14 protein-coding genes are annotated in these 17773 nt (G+C 71.3%); 9 read left to right on the forward strand and 5 right to left on the reverse strand.

Annotated elements, in window-relative coordinates; translation table 11 throughout:
• Positions 1-420: 420 nt before the first annotated feature.
• Positions 421-2139: a right-handed parallel beta-helix repeat-containing protein gene (locus IEZ01_RS00470; RefSeq protein WP_229832551.1), complete on the forward strand. Its 1719-nt coding sequence runs from the start codon at positions 421-423 to the stop codon at positions 2137-2139.
• Here IEZ01_RS00470 and IEZ01_RS00475 read toward each other — a convergent pair.
• From IEZ01_RS00475 to IEZ01_RS00495, 5 genes are all read right to left on the reverse strand, one after another.
• Positions 2118-3500 carry a UDP-glucose dehydrogenase family protein gene (locus tag IEZ01_RS00475; RefSeq protein WP_189199233.1) on the reverse strand — a complete coding sequence of 461 codons (1383 nt, stop codon included), beginning with the start codon at positions 3498-3500 and terminating at the stop codon, positions 2118-2120. The genes IEZ01_RS00470 and IEZ01_RS00475 overlap by 22 nt on opposite strands.
• A 26-nt stretch (positions 3501-3526) precedes the next feature.
• Positions 3527-4555, reverse strand: a complete 1029-nt coding sequence (gene galE, locus IEZ01_RS00480; RefSeq protein WP_189199235.1) for a UDP-glucose 4-epimerase GalE — start codon at positions 4553-4555, stop codon at positions 3527-3529.
• 47 nt (positions 4556-4602) lie between these two features.
• A complete protein-coding gene (locus IEZ01_RS00485) occupies positions 4603-6474 on the reverse strand; it encodes a glycosyltransferase family 2 protein (RefSeq protein WP_189199237.1) in 1872 nt (623 codons plus the stop codon).
• A gap of 105 nt (positions 6475-6579) precedes the next feature.
• Positions 6580-7572, reverse strand: a complete 993-nt coding sequence (locus IEZ01_RS00490) for a UDP-glucuronic acid decarboxylase family protein (protein ID WP_189199239.1) — start codon at positions 7570-7572, stop codon at positions 6580-6582.
• 705 nt (positions 7573-8277) lie between these two features.
• Entirely contained in the window at positions 8278-9141 is an 864-nt protein-coding gene (locus IEZ01_RS00495; RefSeq protein ID WP_189199241.1) for a GNAT family N-acetyltransferase, read from the reverse strand.
• A 248-nt stretch (positions 9142-9389) separates the two neighbouring features.
• Here IEZ01_RS00495 and IEZ01_RS00500 point away from each other — a divergent pair, with 248 nt between their 5' ends.
• From IEZ01_RS00500 to IEZ01_RS00535, 8 genes are all read left to right on the forward strand, one after another.
• The gene (locus tag IEZ01_RS00500; RefSeq protein ID WP_019890713.1) at positions 9390-10748 is read left to right on the forward strand and encodes a lysine N(6)-hydroxylase/L-ornithine N(5)-oxygenase family protein; all 1359 of its coding nucleotides are present in this window, start codon (positions 9390-9392) and stop codon (positions 10746-10748) included.
• Complete coding sequence (locus IEZ01_RS00505; RefSeq protein ID WP_019890715.1) at positions 10730-11098, forward strand: cupin domain-containing protein; 369 nt, start codon at positions 10730-10732, stop codon at positions 11096-11098. Before IEZ01_RS00500 ends, IEZ01_RS00505 begins: the two co-directional genes overlap by 19 nt.
• The gene (locus IEZ01_RS00510) at positions 11095-12723 is read left to right on the forward strand and encodes a class I tRNA ligase family protein (RefSeq protein ID WP_019890716.1); all 1629 of its coding nucleotides are present in this window, start codon (positions 11095-11097) and stop codon (positions 12721-12723) included. The genes IEZ01_RS00505 and IEZ01_RS00510 overlap by 4 nt, the downstream gene beginning before the upstream one ends.
• A gap of 132 nt (positions 12724-12855) precedes the next feature.
• A complete protein-coding gene (locus tag IEZ01_RS00515; protein WP_028798176.1) occupies positions 12856-14133 on the forward strand; it encodes an MFS transporter in 1278 nt (425 codons plus the stop codon).
• A 16-nt stretch (positions 14134-14149) separates the two neighbouring features.
• Positions 14150-15403: an ATP-grasp domain-containing protein gene (locus tag IEZ01_RS00520; protein ID WP_019890718.1), complete on the forward strand. Its 1254-nt coding sequence runs from the start codon at positions 14150-14152 to the stop codon at positions 15401-15403.
• On the forward strand, positions 15396-16217 hold the full coding sequence (gene ddaH / locus IEZ01_RS00525) for a dimethylargininase (protein ID WP_019890719.1): 822 nt from the start codon (positions 15396-15398) through the stop codon (positions 16215-16217). Before IEZ01_RS00520 ends, ddaH begins: the two co-directional genes overlap by 8 nt.
• Positions 16214-16546 carry an avidin-fold protein gene (locus IEZ01_RS00530; RefSeq protein WP_019890720.1) on the forward strand — a complete coding sequence of 111 codons (333 nt, stop codon included), beginning with the start codon at positions 16214-16216 and terminating at the stop codon, positions 16544-16546. The genes ddaH and IEZ01_RS00530 overlap by 4 nt, the downstream gene beginning before the upstream one ends.
• Positions 16543-17773: ABC transporter substrate-binding protein (locus tag IEZ01_RS00535; protein ID WP_229832554.1), on the forward strand; the 1231-nt coding region annotated here is incomplete at its 3' end. The genes IEZ01_RS00530 and IEZ01_RS00535, both read left to right, overlap by 4 nt.

Raw genomic sequence — 17773 nt, forward strand, 5'->3', positions numbered from 1 at the left:
GCAGCGGAGCGCGGGCCGGCGGCGCGGGAAACGCGGTGCGTGTGGGGGTGCATCCGCGGTTCCCTCGGGCCGGAGGCCCGCGCGCCGCCGCCGACGCGACGGCCCCGGGTGTGGGCCGTCCCCGGCGGGCGCCTTCGCATGCACCTGACAGATACATCTGACGGGCAACAGGCGAAGGATGGGATGCGCCGGTGCGGCAGACAGTAGGGAACGTGCTGGTGAACTCGATACGGGGAAAACCCTTGTCACCCCCGCCCGGCCCCCGGCCCACCCTCGCGGCCCCCGTGCGAGCGGCGGCGATTGGCCCATTCCGCTGCTTCATCGCGGTGCGTCATGTCATTGGACGGGTCGGCGTCCCGCCCTCTGGCAGGCTGCGAGATCACCGTTGACCGACGAGGCAGCCAGGGAGTACGAGCGCCGATGCGGAAGATGAACACGTCGTACGTCAGTGTGGCGCGGCCGTCCCCGCCGCCGGTGCGCCGCGGGCGCGCCACGGCGTGCGGGGTCGTGACGCTGCTGCTGATCTGCGCGGCGGGCTGCGATCTGCCCGACCCTTTTGTCCCGGCCCGTCCCAACGCGGAGCGTGGACACACCTACTACGTCAGCCCGGACGGCGACGACGAGAACGACGGTCTCTCTCCCGCCCGGCCCTGGCGCACCCTCGCCCAGGCCGACACCATCCGGTTCAAGCCCGGCGACCGGCTGAGGCTCAAGGGTGGCGCCCGGCACCGCGGCACCCTCACCATCGGCGCGGGTGACGCGGGCAGTGCCAAGGCGCCGGTCGTCATCGAGTCGTACGGCAAGGGACGCGCCACCATCGCCGCTCCCGGCACGGCCGGCATCTCCGTCCACAACACCGCGGGCATCGAGGTGCGGGGCATCGTCCTGGTCGGCGACGCCCGTTCCTACGCGCGCAAGGACGGCATCCGCTTCTTCAGCGACCTGCCGCGCGACCGCAAGCTCGACCACGTCGTCATCTCCGCCGTCGACGTCAGCCGCTTCCGGCACGGTGTACGGATCGGCGGCGGCCGCGGCGCCACCGGCTTCAGCAACGTGACCGTCAAGGACGCGAAGCTGCACGGCAACAAGGACGCGGGGCTGGTCACCTACGGCCCCGACTTCGAACCCGACGACCCCGCCTACGCCCACGAGAAGCTCAAGCTGGTGCGGATCCAGGCCTACGAGAACCCCGGCGACCCCCGGGCCGGGACCCGCAACACCGGCAGCGGCATCGTCCTCGGCAGCGTCCGCGGCGGTCTCGTGGACCGCTCCACCTCCCACCACAACGGCGCGCAGTCCTCGGCCGTGGCCCAGGAGGGTCCGGAGGGCATCTGGACCTACGACTCGACCGAGATGGTCATCCAGCGCAGCGTCTCCTACGCCAACCGCACCGGCTCCCGGGTGGACGGCGGAGGCTTCGGCCTCGACAACAACGTCTCCTCGTCCGTCCTGCAGTACAACCTGTCCTTCGACAACGACGGCGCGGGCTACCTCATCTACTCCGCCAACGGCAACGGCGCGCACCGGGACAACACGGTCCGCTTCAACCTCAGCGACAACGACTCCCGCAAACTCCCCTGGTACGGCGGGATCGTCGCGTACGGGGCCCGGGTCAAGAACCTGAACCTCTACCACAACACCGTCGTGACCAAGAAGAACCCGCGCCGCGTCCAGCAGGCCCCCGCCCTGCGGCTGGAGCAGGGCCTGCGCAACGTCAAGATCCGCAACAACATCTTCGTCACGGACGGCGCGCCGCTGATCGACTCGGAACACGCCTACAAGCCGACCGCGGTGCGCTTCCAGGGCAACGACTACTTCAGCACCGACACCTGGAAGGTCAAGTGGGGCCCCGGGGTCTACCCGACCCTGCGGGAGTGGCGCGCCGCGGCGGTCGGGCAGGAGCGGCTCGGCGCCCAGCCGACCGGCACCGACGCCGACCCCTGCCTGGAGAGCGCGGCCACACCGATCCGGAGCGTGGCGGGCGCCGACACGATGGTGCCCGGCTGCGGCGAGGCGCTGGAGAACGCGGCCCTGGACCTCAGGGTGCTCGGGGTCGACCTGGGGTCCGTGGACTACTTCGGCGAGCGCCTCGCCCCGACCGTCGCGGCGGGTGCGGCTCAGCCCAGGTCGGCGGAGTAGACCGGCGCGAACTGGGTGGCCGTGTGCTGGCTGGGCACCGCGGGCGGCTGCGGCCGCCCCAGCGCCCGTACCGTCCAGCCGGCCGCCCGCCACAGCGGATGGTCGAGCGCGTTGCGGGCGTCGAGGATCCGGCGGGCCGGGGTGAGCTGGGCCAGCCGCGCGGGGTCGATCCGGCGGTAGTCGATCCACTCGGTCAGATGCAGGACGAGATCGGCGTCCTCGCAGGCCTTGTCCACGTCCGGGGCGTATTCGAGCTGCGGCAGCACGGCCCGCGCGTTCTCCATCGCCTGCGGGTCGTGCAGCCGGACCTCGGCGCCCTCGCGGTGGACCGCCGCGGCGACGGCCAGCGCCGGCGAGTCCCGTACGTCGTCGCTGTCCGGCTTGAACGCCGCGCCGAGCACCGCGACCCGGCGGCCCGCGAGATCCCCGCCGGTCATCTCCCGGGCGATGTCGACCGTACGGCGCCGCTGCCGGGCGTTGATCTCGTCGACCTGGTGGAGGAAGGAGACGGCCGGACCCACGCCCAGCTCCTCGGCGCGGGCCATGAACGCCCGGATGTCCTTGGGCAGGCAGCCGCCGCCGAAGCCGAGCCCGGCGGAGAGGAACCGGCGCCCGATGCGGGTGTCGTGGCCGAGCGCGTCGGCCAGCGTGGTCACGTCCCCGCCCGCCGCGTCGCACACCTCGGCCATCGCGTTGATGAAGGAGATCTTGGTGGCGAGGAACGAGTTCGCGGCGACCTTCACCAGCTCGGCCGTGGCCGGGTCGGTGCTGATGTAGGGGACCTCGGCGTCCAGCATCGGCGCGTACACCCGGCGCAGCACCTCGTCGGCCCGGGCCGAGGTGACCCCCGCCACCAGCCGGTCCGGCCGCAGGGTGTCCTCCACGGCGAAGCCCTCGCGCAGGAACTCGGGGTTCCAGGCGACCTCGGCGTCCGTGTCCTCGGGGGCGAGCGCCCGTACCCGCGCGGCGAGCCGGGATGTCGTACCGGCCGGGACGGTGGACTTGCCCACGATCAGGCAGCTCCCGCGCAGGTGCGGGGCGAGCCCGTCGACGACGGCGTCGACGTGGCGCAGGTCGGCCGCGGGGGAGTCCTGGCGCTGCGGGGTGCCGACACAGATGAAGTGGACCTCGCCGAAGACGGCCGCCTCGCGCAGCGAGGTGGTGAACCGCAGCTGTCCCGAGCCGACGTTTCTGGTCAGGAGCTCCTGAAGCCTTGGCTCGTAGAAGGGGGTCCTGCCGTCGGCGAGCAACGCGATCTTCTCGGCGTCGACGTCGACGCCGAGGACCTCGTGTCCGATCTCTGCCATGCACGCGGCGTGCACGGCTCCCAGGTATCCCGTTCCGATGACGGTCAGCCGCATGATGTGTACTCCTGTCTGTTCGCGGGTCAGTTCGGGTAGCCGGAGGGGTTGAGCTCCTGGAACCGCCAGGCGTCCTCGCACATCGCGGCCAGATCCCTCGTCGCGGTCCATCCCCAGGCCCGGGCCACGGCGGAGGTGTCGGCGACGAGCGCGGCCACGTCGCCCGGGCGCCGGCCGGTGATCTCGTACGGGATCGGCGCGCCGCACGCCCGGCCGAACGCCGCGGCCAGTTCGAGCACCGAGGTGCCCTGGCCCGTACCGAGGTTGAAGACGCGCAGGCCTCTCTCGTCGTCGAGGTGCTCCAGCGCGACCCGGTGTCCTTCGGCGACGTCCATCACATGGAGGTAGTCGCGTACGCCCGTGCCGTCGGGGGTCGGATAGTCGTCGCCGAAGACCCGAAGCTTCACCAGGCGGCCGGAGGCGACCTGGGCGAGGTAGGGCATCACATTGTTCGGCACACCCGGCGGCACCTCGCCGAGGAGTCCCGAGGGGTGTGCGCCGACCGGGTTGAAGTAGCGCAGCGCGAGGACGGAGAACTCCGGCAGCCGGCGGCAGATGTCGCCGATCACCCGCTCGCACAGCCACTTCGAGGTGGCGTACGGATTGGTCGGGCGGGCCGGGTCGTGCTCGGTCAGCGGCACCTTGGTGGCGTTGCCGTAGACCGAGCAGGAGGAGGAGAACACCAGCCGGTGCACCCCGTGCTCGCGCATCGTCCGCAGCAGCGCCGTCGTGCCGCCGACGTTGATGTCGTAGTACTCGGCGGGGATCTCCACCGACTCGCCGACCGCCTTCTTCGCGGCGAAGTGCACGACGGCGTCGAAGGAGTGCTGCTCGAAGACCTCGCCGAGCGCGCGCCGGTCGAGCAGGTCGATCTCGTGGACCGCGGCCGGCGGGCGGCCGGCGACCTTCACGACGCGCTCCAGCGCGCCCGGCGAGCTGTTGGAGTAGTCGTCGACGACGACGACCTCGTAGCCGTGGTCGAGCAGTTCGACACAGGTGTGGCTGCCGATGAAACCGGCACCACCGGTCACCAGCACGGTGGGGGGACCGGACATGGATGCACCTCTCTTCGGGGGACCGGGCGGCGGGCCGAGCTCTTCGCTCACCAGCCCATGACGCCCTTGAGATAGATCGGGAAGAGCAGGACGGCGAGCGCGAGCGGCAGCAGCGTCGCCGCGCCCGCCAGCAGGGGGAGCCCGGCGGTGCGCAGGGCCCGGTGGAAGCGGACCCGCGCCGCGCGGGCCGTCTCGGCGACGTGCAGCAGCGAGACGGTGAGGGTGACGACGGAGTACGACAGCGAGCCGAGGATGCACAGGAAGACATAGCCCGCCGCCGGGCCGGTCAGCTCGCCGTACACGGCCGCGCACGACAGCGCCGTGGTGATCAGCAGATAGGGGGCGACCAGCCGCAGCGGCAGCGGTTCGAGACCGTCACGGGTCTTCGGGGTGACCTTGAACGTCACCGGCCGCGGCCGCAGCTTCTGCACCAGCGCGGCGCCCACACCCCAGGCGACGAACGGCCAGCGGGCGAGGCCGAACAGCCAGCTCTCCCAGCTCAGCACAGGCGCGTCGACCGGCCGCAGCAGCCCGCGGCGGCGCATCACCATCGTCAGCAGCACCAGCCACACCGACATGGCCCAGAAGTGCACGAGGAAACCGAAGTAGTTGACGTTGATCCAGGGCAGTCCGGTGACAGCGGCGATCGGCGGCAGCGCGAGACCGGCCGTGGTGGTGACCGCGAGCAGCGGGTAGTACGAGAGGGCGAAGCCGAAGCGCAGCCGCAGCCGGCCCGGCATCCGGCTCAGATGGCGCGGCAGCATCCCGAAGAGCATCACGGCGAGAGAGCGCGACCACTGGAACTCCTGCGTCGCCATCGCGGCGAAGGTGATCGGCCCGTCGCCGTGCGCCTCGGCGTCGATGGCGAACGCGCCGTGCCAGCCGGCCGAGTTCAGCAGGAAGGTGGTGGAGAAGTCCTCCGCGAGCTCGGGCCCGAGACCGCCGATGTCACGCAGCGCCCGGGTGCGTACGGCGTAGTGGGAGCCGATGCAGAGCGGGGCGAGGCCCTCGGAGTGGCCGAGCTGGACGGCGCCGTGGAAGACGGCCTCGCGGTGCAGCCGGCCGCGCGCCGACCACGAGGCGTCGGCGTTGGCGTCGCAGATGCTGGGGGCGGCGACATAGCCGATCGCCGGGTCGGCGAAGGGGCGGATGATCTCGCTGAGGTAGTGCGGGTGGGGCACGTGGTCGCAGTCGAGCTGGGCGACGACGTCGTAGTCCTCGTAGCCCCAACGGTCGTAGAAGTAGGCGAGGTTGCCCTCTTTGCAGCGGGTGCGGCGGGGCCAGGTCGCCCGGTGGTAGTCTGCCAGGCCCCGGCGGCACGACAGGCCGACGCCGCGCTCGTGGCACCAGGCGATGATCTCGTCGTCGGGGTCCTCGTCGCACAGCCAGACGTCGTAGCTGTACGGGAAGGACTGGGCGAGCATCGCCTCCAGGGTGGTCCGGGCGATCGGCCACCCCTCCGAGGGCGCCCGGGTCACCACGAAGGCCGTGCGCAGCTGCGGTACCGCCACGGCCGGGTTGAAGTGGCGCAGCCGCACGGCCGCGACCAGGAAGTGCAGCGGCAGCAGGGCCAGATAGAGCAGAAGGGCGCTGTTGACGGCGAGACCGACCCAGCCCACCCGGTGCTCGGGCCGCAGCCACCAGGTCCAGAACCAGACGAGGCCGACGAGCCACCCCGCGGTCAGCACCGTCACCGTGACGCGGTCGAGGCGGGAGAGCCGCGGGACGAAACTCGTCGGCCCGGTCCGCAGACTGCGCGGAGGGAGCGCGAACGTGGGCCCGTCGGGCGGGACCCGGACCACGTTGCCTTCGGACAGGCGGTGGATCTGGTCGGCGAGTGAGCCGGGGGGCCGCTCGTCGGTCGTGGTGGTCGTGGGGGGAACGGTGGCGGGGACAGGACGGGGGGCGGCCTGCGTCATGGGTGCGTGCTCCGGAGGGTGTCTGCTGCCGGGGCCGCCGGGTCCGTCGGCGGCCCCGGCGGCTCTTCGGGGCGGTGGGCCCGGCCGGGACCCGCCGCACGGGGCTCAGGAAATGGGGACGGTGTCCTGCTGGCCGCCCCGGATGGCGGCGGCGGCCGTGGCGAGGTCCTGGGGACGGCTCGAGAACCAGTCGACCGTCCGCAGCAGCCCCTCCTCGACGTCCACCTCCGGGTCCCAGCCGAGGAGTTCCCGGGCCCGGGTGATGACCGGGCGGCGCCGGGTCGGGTCGTCGGTGGGCAGCGGGTGGTACTGCACCTCGGACGTGGAGCCGGTGAGCCGCAGCACGAGTTCCGCGAGTTCGCCGACCGTGCGCTCCTGCGGATTGCCCAGATTGACCGGACCGGTCTCGTCCGAATCGAGCATCGCGAGAAGTCCCCGGACCAGATCGTCGACATAGCAGAAACTGCGGGTCTGCTTTCCGTCGCCGTAAATGGTGAGCGGTTCGCCGCTGAGGGCCTGGGTGATGAAGCTGGAAACGACCCGGCCGTCGTGCGGGCGCATCCGGGGGCCGTAGGTGTTGAAGATACGGACCACTCCCACATTCACGCCGAGGCTGCGCCGGTACGCGAAAGAGACCGCTTCGGCGTACCGTTTCGCCTCGTCGTAGACGCTGCGGGGACCGACCGGATTGACGTTGCCCCAGTACTCCTCGCTCTGCGGGTGGGTCAGCGGATCGCCGTAGACCTCGCTGGTCGAGGCGAGCAGGAACCGGGCGCCGTGGCGCTCGGCGAGCCGCAGCATCCGCTCTGTGCCGCGGCTGCCCACGGCGAGGGTCTGCAGCGGGCGGCGCAGGTAGTCGGGCGGGGACGCCGGGCTGGCGAGATGGGCGACCGCGTCCACACGGCCGCGGACGTCCACCGGCTCGGTCACATCGGCCCGGATGAACTCGAACGCGGGGTGGTCCCGCAAGTGAGCGATGTTCTGCGGCTGACCCGTGCTGAAGTCGTCCAGGCACATCACGGCGTTTCCGCGCCGCAGCAGTGCCTCGCACAGGTGTGAGCCAAGAAATCCGCCGCCACCGGTCACGGCAACGCGCATGGTCCATCTCCATGAATGCGGGAGGCGAAAGGGAAAGCGGCTCTCGGGGAACCGCATGAAAAGCATATGGGCGGATATGAGGTCAGCCCGGAACGCAATCGGAGACGTGCGCTGTTCGGCCGCTACCCGAAAGGGTGGGTGCGGCATCCGCCGTGCCGCCCGGGCCCCGGAGTTTCGGGGCGCACGGGCGGCAGGGGTCTGTGACGCCTATACGAGCGCATCACCCGCTCGTGTGAAGAGACGCCTTGCGCGCGTCGCGCGAACGGCGGCGGGCCGGGCCCGGACCGGTGCGGCGCGGGCCCGCAGGGGCGGTCTCTGAGGGGGCCATGGGGCGTGCGACAGCACGGGGCACCCAGGGCGTCCAGGGCCCCCACGGCGGCCGTCGCGTCGCCACGGCGTTCCCAGGGCGTTCACTGCGGCCGCCGGGAAACCGTCGTCCAGGCACGGGAATCGAACGGCTCGTCATCGGCGGCGGGGGCGCGGGCGGCCCGGCGGGCGGGAGGTGCGACGCGGCGCTGAGCCCTCAGCGCCACGACCGCCGGCTCGCCGAGGCGGTGGCGCCGGCCGCGGCGTTGGGCGACTGCCTCGCGGCCGCCGAGGCGGTGCCCCGGCCTGGGCGGCGGGGACGCGGGCGGCCCCGCGCGCCGCCGCCGGCCCGGCTCGCCGGAGGTGCGACGGAGGCGCTCGGCCCTCGGGCCTCCGGCCTCAGCCCAGTTCGAGCGTGGTCACCCCGAAGACCCGCTCGGTGGCGACCGGGCGGATCGGGCCCGTGTACATCCGGGCCGTCGCGAACGAAGGCTCCAGGCCCCTGGACGTGGCGAGGCGGACCGCCGCGGTGTGGGGGTCCGGCACGTCGACCGCGATACCCGGCACCCCCCACACGGCCGCCTCCGCCGCCAGCGCGTCCAGGAGCGCCGCCGCGTCGTCCGCCGTGTCGGCGAACAGCGGGCCCACCCGGGCCTCCGTGCGGGCCGGGCGGATCACCCCGTACCCGGTCAGCCGGCCGCCGGAGATCCGGGCCAGCGCGCGGTGCCCGGGGGCGGTGAGCCACGACTTCAGGAAGCGGGCGCGTTCGCCGGGGTGGCACACGCTGTCGTACGCGGCGACGGCGTCCAGGCCGGCCTCCTTCGCCGGGACGACGCCCGGCGCCGCCGCGACGGCCGGGAACGAGCCGACGTACCGGGTCGTGCGGTAGGCCAGTTCGAACCCCGAGCGGCGGTAGTTGTCCTGCTGCGCGGGGACCCCGTCCAGGCCGACCGTACGGTCCCCGGCGTGGCGCAGCGCCGCCCGCCAGGTGGCCAGGCCCAGGCCGCGGCCCCGCAGGTCCGGGCGGACCAGGTAGAAGCCCAGGAAGGCGTAGGTGTCGGTGTAGTTGACGACCGAGACCGCGGAGACCGGCTCTCCGTCGATCCGGCCGAGGAAGAAGCCCTCGGGGTCCTGCGCGAAGAAGGACTCCGCGTCGAGAAGACCGGGGTTCCAGCCCTCGTCCGCCGCCCAGGCGGTGACCTGGGCCCAGTCGCCGGGCGTCGCCCGGTCCACGGTGAGCGGTGCGGGGGGTGTACGCGTCATGGTGATCGCCTCCGCCCGGATCGTCGCAGAACGGCCCGTCACCGGACCACCGCCCGCCCACCGGAGGGTCGGTCTTTCGGCCATTTCCGCTCCCGAAGCGGGTCGCCGGGAAGCCACCGGCCGTCCATGCCCGGGTCACGACCAGCGCGTAACCGGCCCACAACCGGCCCACAACCAGCGGTTCTTACGCTCACGGCACATTCCTCGGCGGACGCTCTGCCGCCGGCTCTCCACACAGAGGAGATGTCTTGAGCCACAGAGATATCGAGCTGCTTGCCATCGGCGCCGGCCCGGCCAACCTCGCCCTGGCCGTCGCGCTGGAGGAAATGGCTCCGGCGAGTCTGGCCCGCGACTCGCTCATCATCGAGCAGCAGGACGGCATCGTCTGGCAGCCGGGCATGCTGCTGCCCTGGAGCCAGAGCCAGGTGTCCTTCCTGAAGGACCTGGTCACCCTCCGCAACCCGGTCAGCAAGTACTCGTTCATCAACTACCTGCACGACCAGAGCCGGCTGGACGACTTCATCAACCTCGGTACGTTCACCCCGTACCGCAGCGAGATATCCCAGTACCTGCGCTGGGTCGCGGAATCCCTCGAGAAGGTCCGCATCGAGTACGGCCGGCGGGCCGTGCGCGTCGAGCCGCTGCTCGACGCCGACGGGACGCCCGGCAGCTGGCTGGTGCACCTCGCCGACGGCTCCACGATCGCCTGCCGCTACCTCGTCATCGGCGCCGGACGTGACGCGAACATCCCCGACGTCCTCAAGGACGTCGACCCGGGCCGCTACATCCACAGCACCGAGTTCCTCACCCGCACCGACGAGCTCGACGCGCTGGCGCCCAAGCGGGTGATCGTCGTCGGCGGCGCGCAGAGCGCGGCCGAGATGCTGTGGACGGCGTACCAACGCTACCCCGAGGCCGAGTGCACCATGGTGATGCGCTCGATCGGTCTGTCCACCTACGACGGCAGCAAGTTCACCAACGAACTCTTCTACCCGTCCTTCATCGACGAGTTCCACGCCTCGCGGCCCGAGGCGCGGGCGCAGATGCTGTCCGAGATGCACCGGGCCAACTACGCCGGTCTCGCGCCGTCGCTGCTGGACTCCATGTACCGCCAGATGTACCTGGAGAAGCTGGACGGCACCCAGCGGCTGCACATGGTCACCCTCTCCGACATCACGGCCGCCCGCTCCGACGAGGACGAGGTCGTGCTCACCCTGTCGGACCGGCGCGACGGATCCGTCAGGGAACTCGCTGGCGACGTGGTCCTGCTCGGCACCGGATTCGTCCGGGACATGCCGGCGATGGTGCGCGGCTTCGGCGCGGCCCTCGGCCTGGACTCCCTCACCGTGGACCGCAACTACCTGCTGCAGACCGGTGCTTCCGGCCCCACCTCGGCGCTGTGCTACCTGCAGGGCGTCAACGAGGCCACCCACGGCATCGCCGACTCGCTGCTCAGCGTGCTGGCTGCCCGCTCGGGCGAGATCACCACCGACATCCTCCGCCGCCGCGCGGGCGTACGCCCCACCTCGGCGACCCCTTCCCACACCTCCGCGGACGCGGACGAGAACACCGAAGAGGAGGCTCCGGCATGGAGCTACGCGGGCTAGACCGTCAGAACCTGAAGCACGAGAACGGCCTGGACGCCCAGCGTCTGGTGCCCTGGCCGGCGCTCAACGCCCCCTTCGAGGGCTCCTGGTGTGTGATCCGCCCCGGCACCGCCTCGACGCCGCACGCCCACCACGAGTACGAGATATTCATCGCGGTCAAGGGCGAGGCGTTCCTGGAGTCCCAGGGCGAGCGCACCCCGTTCGTCACCGGCGACATCGTGCACTTCCCGCCCGGCATCGAGCACCGCGTGGTCAACGAGTCCGGTGAGGACTTCGAGATGTACAGCGTCTGGTGGGACCTGGAGATGACCGAGAAGTTCGCCGCCCGCCACGGGGAGAGAGCGTCATGACCGACGGCAGCCAGCGCCGTACCGTCATCATCGCCCCGCCTCCGACGCCCAACGGCGACCTGCACACCGGACACCTCGCCGGCCCCTTCCTCGCCGGCGACGTCTACGCCCGCTACCTGCGCGCCTCCGGCCGCCCGGTCATCTACACCAGCGGCACCGACGACAGCCAGACCTATGTCGTGGCGAGCGCCCGGCGCGCCGGTACGACCCCCGAGGCGCTGGCCGCCACATCCTGGGAGCAGATCCGCACCACCCTGGACGCGGCCGGGATCTCCGTCGACGGGTTCGCCCCCTTCGACAAGGGCTACCGCCAGACCGTCCTGGACTTCGTCACGGACCTGCACACCGCCGGCGCCTTCAAGCTCAAGACGGTCCGGCTGCCCTACGTGGAGGCCACCGGCGAGTTCCTGATGGAAGGCCTCGTCGCCGGCGACTGCCCGGTCTGCCTGCTGGAGAGCCGCGGCGGACTGTGCGAGTCCTGCGGCCACCCGAACAACTTCGACGAGCTGCTGCGGCCGCGCTCCACCACCGACCCGGACGCCCAGGTCACCCACCGCGAGGTGGAGATCCTGGTGCTGCCCATGGAGGAGTACCGCGTCCAGCTCGCCAACTACTACGCCAAGCACCGCCACATGCTGCGCCCGCACACCGCGCAACTGGTCCGCGAGGCGCTCGCCCGGCCGCTGCCGGACTTCCCCCTCACCTACCCGACCCCGTGGGGCATCGAGGCGCCGTTCCCCGAGACCCCCGGCCAGACCCTCAACGCCTGGGCCGAGGGCATGGCCGCCTCGATGTACTGCACCTGGTGGGCCGCCGAGCAACTGGGCGACCACACCGACCGGTACGACGAGCACTGGCTCTCCGAACACGGCATCGATCTCGTCTACTTCCTCGGCTTCGACAACGTCTACTTCTGGGGAATGACGCACCTCGCCCTGCTGATGGCGCACGGGGACCGCTACATCGAGCCGCACGCCATCGTCTCGAACGAGTTCTACGAGCTGGAGAACGAGAAGTTCTCCACCAGTAAAGGCCATGTCGTCTGGGCCCGGGACCTCGTCGCCGAAGTCCCGCGCGACCTGGCCAAGTTCTACCTCGCGCTCACCGCGCCGGAGCACTCCCGCACCAACTTCAGCCGCGCTGCCCTCGACGGCCTGGTCACCTCCCGGCTCGTGGACCCGTGGAACCGGCTCTCGGCCCGGCTGGACACGCTGCTCGCCGGCGTCTCCCGCGACGAGCCGCTGCCGGTCTCCCCGACCGGCGCCAAGGAAGCCGGCACCGTCGTCGAGCGGTTCCGCTCGCACTACGAGCTGCAGAGCTTCAGCCTGCACCGGGCGGCCGACCTGATCGTCGTCCACGTCGACCGGCTGCTGCAGCAGGCCGACCGTACGGACGCCGGATCCCAGGTGGCGCTGGGCGACTTCACGCTCGCCGTACGGACACTGCTCGCGTGCGCCGCGCCGATCCTCGCCGACGTCGCGGCCCGGGCCGCCGAAGCCGGTGTGGATCTGGCGATCCCGGCCCGCTGCACCACCACGACATCGGTCCCGGCGCTGCACCTGCCGACCCTGTCCACCACCGTCGGGGCCGACGCCCCGGCCGCCCTGGCCGACGCCAGGGTCTGACGGCCGCGCCGGGCCCGGACCGCCTCCACCGGTCCGGGGCCCCGTCCCGGCCGGCCCGCCCGGCGCCCGGGCCCCCGCCCTGGTGCGCCCGCACCACCGTCCCCCCACCTGATGACCCATCCGAGGAGAAACGTGTCCAGCACCAAGGCTTTGGGCGAGAATCCCACCGCGCCGCGCGCCAATCGCGCCGAGAGGCTGCTCATCCCGGCGACCTTCATCACCAACCTGGGCAACGGCATCCAGCTGACCGCCGCCGCCTACCTGGTCTTCACCGAGGCGAGCACGATGCTCGCGGTCAGCTGGCTGATGATCGCCGTGACCATCCCGCAGGTGGCGCTCTCCCTCTGGTTCGGCAAGATCGCCGACCGCTTCGACCGCCGGACGCTGGCGCTCATCTCCGACCTGATCAGCGCCGCCGCCGCGGTGGCCCTGCCGCTGTGGCTGTACCTCGACGGTGAGCCGACCACCGTCTCGTACGTGGCGAGCTTCGTCCTCGCCCTGTCCGCCGCGCTGTTCTTCCCGGCGAGCAACGCCCTGATCAAGGAGCGGATCCCGGAGTCCCGGCTCGCGCAGTTCAACGGCAACGCCGAGATCGCGATCCAGGCCGGTACGCTCGCCTCGGCCGCCATCGGTGGCTGGGTCATCGCCTGGGTCGGCGTCAACTCGCTGTTCTACTTCAACGCCGTCACCTTCCTGATCTCCGCCGCGATGCTGTTCGCCCTCGGCCGCCGCCCGGCCGCCGCCCCGCAGACCGCCGAGGAGAAGGCCGCCTCCGCCGCCTCCGCCGCCGCCGCGAAGAAGGCCGGCGTCCGCCCGCCGCTGGCCCGTCTCGGCCTGCTCTACGCCATCGGCAACATCGTCATCATCGTCGGCAACAGCATCCTGCTGGTCCTGGTCATCGACGGCTTCAACAGCAGCGTCGGCATCCTCGGTGTGGTCGACGCCCTGTTCGGTATCGGCGCCCTGTTCGCGGCCGCCGCCTTCAAGAAGTTCTCGGCCCGCTCCACCGTCACCAAGGCCGCGCTCATCGGCTACCTCGCCTTCGCCGTGATCCTGGTCCTGGAGACCACCCACCTGTGGATCATGATGGCCGTCATCCCGCTGGCCGGTCTCACCTTCGGCATGGCCCGCATCTCGGCCCGTACGGCCCTGATGACCGCCTCGCCCGAAGAGCGCACCGGCTTCGTCTTCGGTGCCACCAACGCCTTCGGTCTGGCCGCCGGTACCACCGCGACCGTGCTGATCTCCCTGCTCGTCGACGCGACCGACGTGCGCTACGGCTTCTACGTCCTCGCCGGCCTGGTCGCCGTCATCGCCGTGGTCACCGTCACCTCGCTCACCCGCACCGAGGCCCGTATCCGCAAGGCGGAGGCGGCCGGTTCCCCGGCCGTCGCCGAGACCACGGCCTGAGAAGGAGGCGGCCCCAATGAAGCTGCTCGCCCTGGAAGCCCGCCAGAACGCCACCTACTACGTCTCCCGCTACCAGCAGCTCGAGGCGCTCGGCGCGACGGTCCACGTCCTCAACGGCGTCGGCACCGACGACTTCTGGCCCGCCGACCGCTACCGTGTCGCCGGCTCGCAGCACATCGACGACCTGATCGCGGCGGCCCGCACCTGGCACGCCGAGACCGGCTTCGACGGCGTGCTCACCTTCTCCGAGTCCGGAGTCGTCGCGGTGGCCGCGGTCGCCGAGGCGCTCGGACTGCCCGGCGTCGGCCTGGAGGCCGCCCGCACCAGCCGCAACAAGCTCCTCATGCGCGAGGCCCACAGGAGCGGCGGCGCACCCCACCCCGACTTCCGCTACGTGCCGGACGTCGAGGCCGCGCTCGCCGCCGGGGAGGACTTCGGCTACCCGCTGATCCTGAAGCCGACCCTGGGCGCCGCGTCCAACTTCGTCTTCAAGATCGACGACGCCGAGGAGCTGCGGACCCGGTTCGCCGACGCCGCCAAGGGCATCGAATCGATGTCGTGGGCCCTGATGGAGGCCGACGGCCTCGAACTGGGCCCGCACGGACTGCTCGTGGAGTCCTACCTCGACGGGCACGAGCACCTCATCGAGGCGCTCGCCTGGGACGACGAGGTCTACCTCGGCTCCGTCGTCGACCGGGTCACGGTCGAGGGCGGCACCTTCGACGACGACGTCCACCACGCCCCGAGCGCCCTGACCGAGGAGCAGCTCGCCGAGGTCCAGCGGGTCGTCAAGGCCGCCGCCCACGCCCAGGGCCTGCGCCGGGCCGTCCTGCACGCCGAGGTCCGCTTCCACCAGGGCCGGCCGTACATCCTGGAGATCGCGATCCGCCCCGGCGGCGGAGGCCTCGACCACATGGCCCGCATCAGCGCCGGACACGACCCGATCCGGTGCGTGGTGGACGTCGCCTCCGGAGTCCGCCCCGACGTCGGGCACTACGCCCCGACCGAGGTCCACACCGCGGCCATGTGCCTGATCAGCCAGGCCGGCAAGGTCGAGTCGGTGCACGTCCCCGAGGACGTCGCCGCCTCGCCCGACATCTTCTTCCTCAAGATCACCGCACATCCGGGGGACGTCATCAAGCGTCCCCCGCACGGCAACAACATCCTGGGCTTCCTCGGTACCACCGGGACCTCCCTGGACGACGCACTCGGCAGCGCGACCCGCCTCGCCGACCGCATACACACAGAGATGAGCGACATCCATGTCTGAGACCACCCGGCGTCAGGCCACCCCGCGCCACTTTCTGATGTGCCGTCCGACCCACTTCGAGGTCAGCTACTCCATCAACCCCTGGATGGACCCCACCAAGCCGATGGACCACCAGCTGGCCATCGCCCAGTGGGAGCGCATCCGCGACCTGTACGTCGACTTCGGTCACCAGGTCTCGTTCATCGACCCGGTCGAGGGCCTGCCCGACATGGTCTTCTCCGCCAACGGCGCCACCGTGATCGACGGCAAGGTGCTGCTGGCCAAGTTCCGCCACCAGGAGCGCGCCGCCGAGGCCGACGCCTACCAGAAGTGGTTCACCGCGGCCGGCTACGAGCACGTCCTCGCGCCGGAGTACGTCAACGAGGGCGAGGGCGACTTCCTCGCCGCCGGTGAGCGCATCTTGGCCGGCACCGGCTTCCGCAGCGACCCGGGCGCCCACGAGGAGCTGGCCGCGTTCTTCGGCCGCCCGGTCGTCGGGCTGACCCTGGTCGACCCCCGCTTCTACCACCTGGACACCGCGCTCAGCGTCCTCACCGACGACCTCGTCATGTACAACCCCGCCGCGTTCTCCGAGGAGAGCCGGCAGACCCTGAGCGAGCTGTACCCCGAAGCGATCCTGGCCACCCAGGCCGACGCCGACGTGTTCGGCCTCAACGCCATCAGCGACGGCCTGCACGTCGTCCTGCCGGAGGCCGCCACCCACCTGATCGGCGAACTGCGCGACCGCGGCTTCGAGCCGCACGGCGTGGACATGTCCGAACTGCTGAAGGCCGGTGGTGCCGTGAAGTGCTGCACTCTGGAGATACGCCGATGACGATCGACTACGACGGCCGGCGGTTCCGCAACACCGCCTACGGCGACGACGCCCCCGTCGCCCGCTACCGCCAGGAAGGCTCCCTGCTGTGGGCCGACTTCGCCGGCGGAGACGTCAAGAAGGGCGCCCTGACCGGGCACGCGGCCGACGACGGCACGCTGGAGTTCACGTACACCATGGTCCTTGCCGACGGTGAGGTGATCGCCGGCCGCTGCTGGAGCACCCCCGAGGTCCTGCCCGACGGGCGGATCCGGCTCAGCGAGCGCTGGGAGCGGTACGGCGAGCGCGCCGACAGCGGCATCTCGGAGCTGGAGGAGGTCCCGGCATGACCAGCACCGAGACCCCGCGCCGCGGCGGCACGGTCACCTGGGCGTGCACCAACGGCTTCAGCCCGGTCTTCATCTTCCCTTTCACGCCCGGCGACTACTACGGCATCGCCAATCTGCACGAGTTCCAGACGCTGATGTACCGGCCGCTGTACTGGTACGGCAGCGGCGGCTCCCCGACCGTCGACTACGAGCGCAGCCTCGCGCTGCCCCCGGAGTGGGACGAGGACGGCCGCACGGCGACGATCACCCTCAAGCCGTACCGCTGGTCCAACGGTGAGATGGTCAACGCCGACAACGTGATGCTGTGGATGCATCTGCTGGAGGCGGAGAAGAGCAGGTTCGGCGGCTACTCGCCCGGCTTCTTCCCGGACAACCTGGTCCGCTACGAGAAGGTCGCGGAAGACAAGGTGAGCTTCACCTTCGACCGCGCCTACTCGCACAACTGGGTGCTGATGAACCAGTTCTCCACCATCACCCCGCTGCCCAGGGCCTGGGACCGCACCGCCGACGACGCCCCCGCCGACGCCACCCACGACCCGTCCCAGGCCTCCGCCGTCTACGCCTACCTGCGGGCCTGCAACGACGAGCGCAAGACCTGGGACAGCAGCCCCGTCTGGGGTGTCGTCAACGGCCCCTGGAAGCTGCACACGTACACCATCGACGGCACCTCGGGCGAGGCCGTGCTCGTGCCCAACGAGCACTACTCCGGAGCGGACAAGCCCCACCTCGACGCCTTCCGGCTGGTGCCGACCGCCTCGGACGACGACCAGTACGAGAAGCTGCGGCAGGGCCCGGACTCGCCCGAGGGCGTCCAGATCGGCTTCCTGCCGTTCGACGAGGTCACCGAGCCGGCCGAGGACCCGATGACCGGCGGCCCGAACCCGCTGGGCGAGCGGTACCGTCTCGTGCCCCAACTCACGTACAAGATCCACTACTTCCCGATCAACTTCAACAACCCCACGGTCGCCGGGAAGATCTTCAAGCAGCTCTACTTCCGCCAGGCCCTGCAGTCCTGCCTCGACTCGGACGGCGCGATCCGCGACGTCTACAAGGGCTACGGCTACCCGACGACCGGCCCGGTGCCGGCCCTGCCCGAAAGCCCGCTGCTCTCGCCGGCCCGCCGCAAGGACCCCTACCCCTTCGACGTCGAGCGGGCCCGCGCCCTGCTCACCGAGAACGGCTGGGACACCAGCACCACCCCGGCGCGGTGCGTACGCCCGGGCACCG

The sequence above is a fragment of the Streptomyces purpureus genome (genome assembly GCF_014648195.1).
GTDB classification, from domain to species: domain Bacteria; phylum Actinomycetota; class Actinomycetes; order Streptomycetales; family Streptomycetaceae; genus Streptomyces; species Streptomyces purpureus.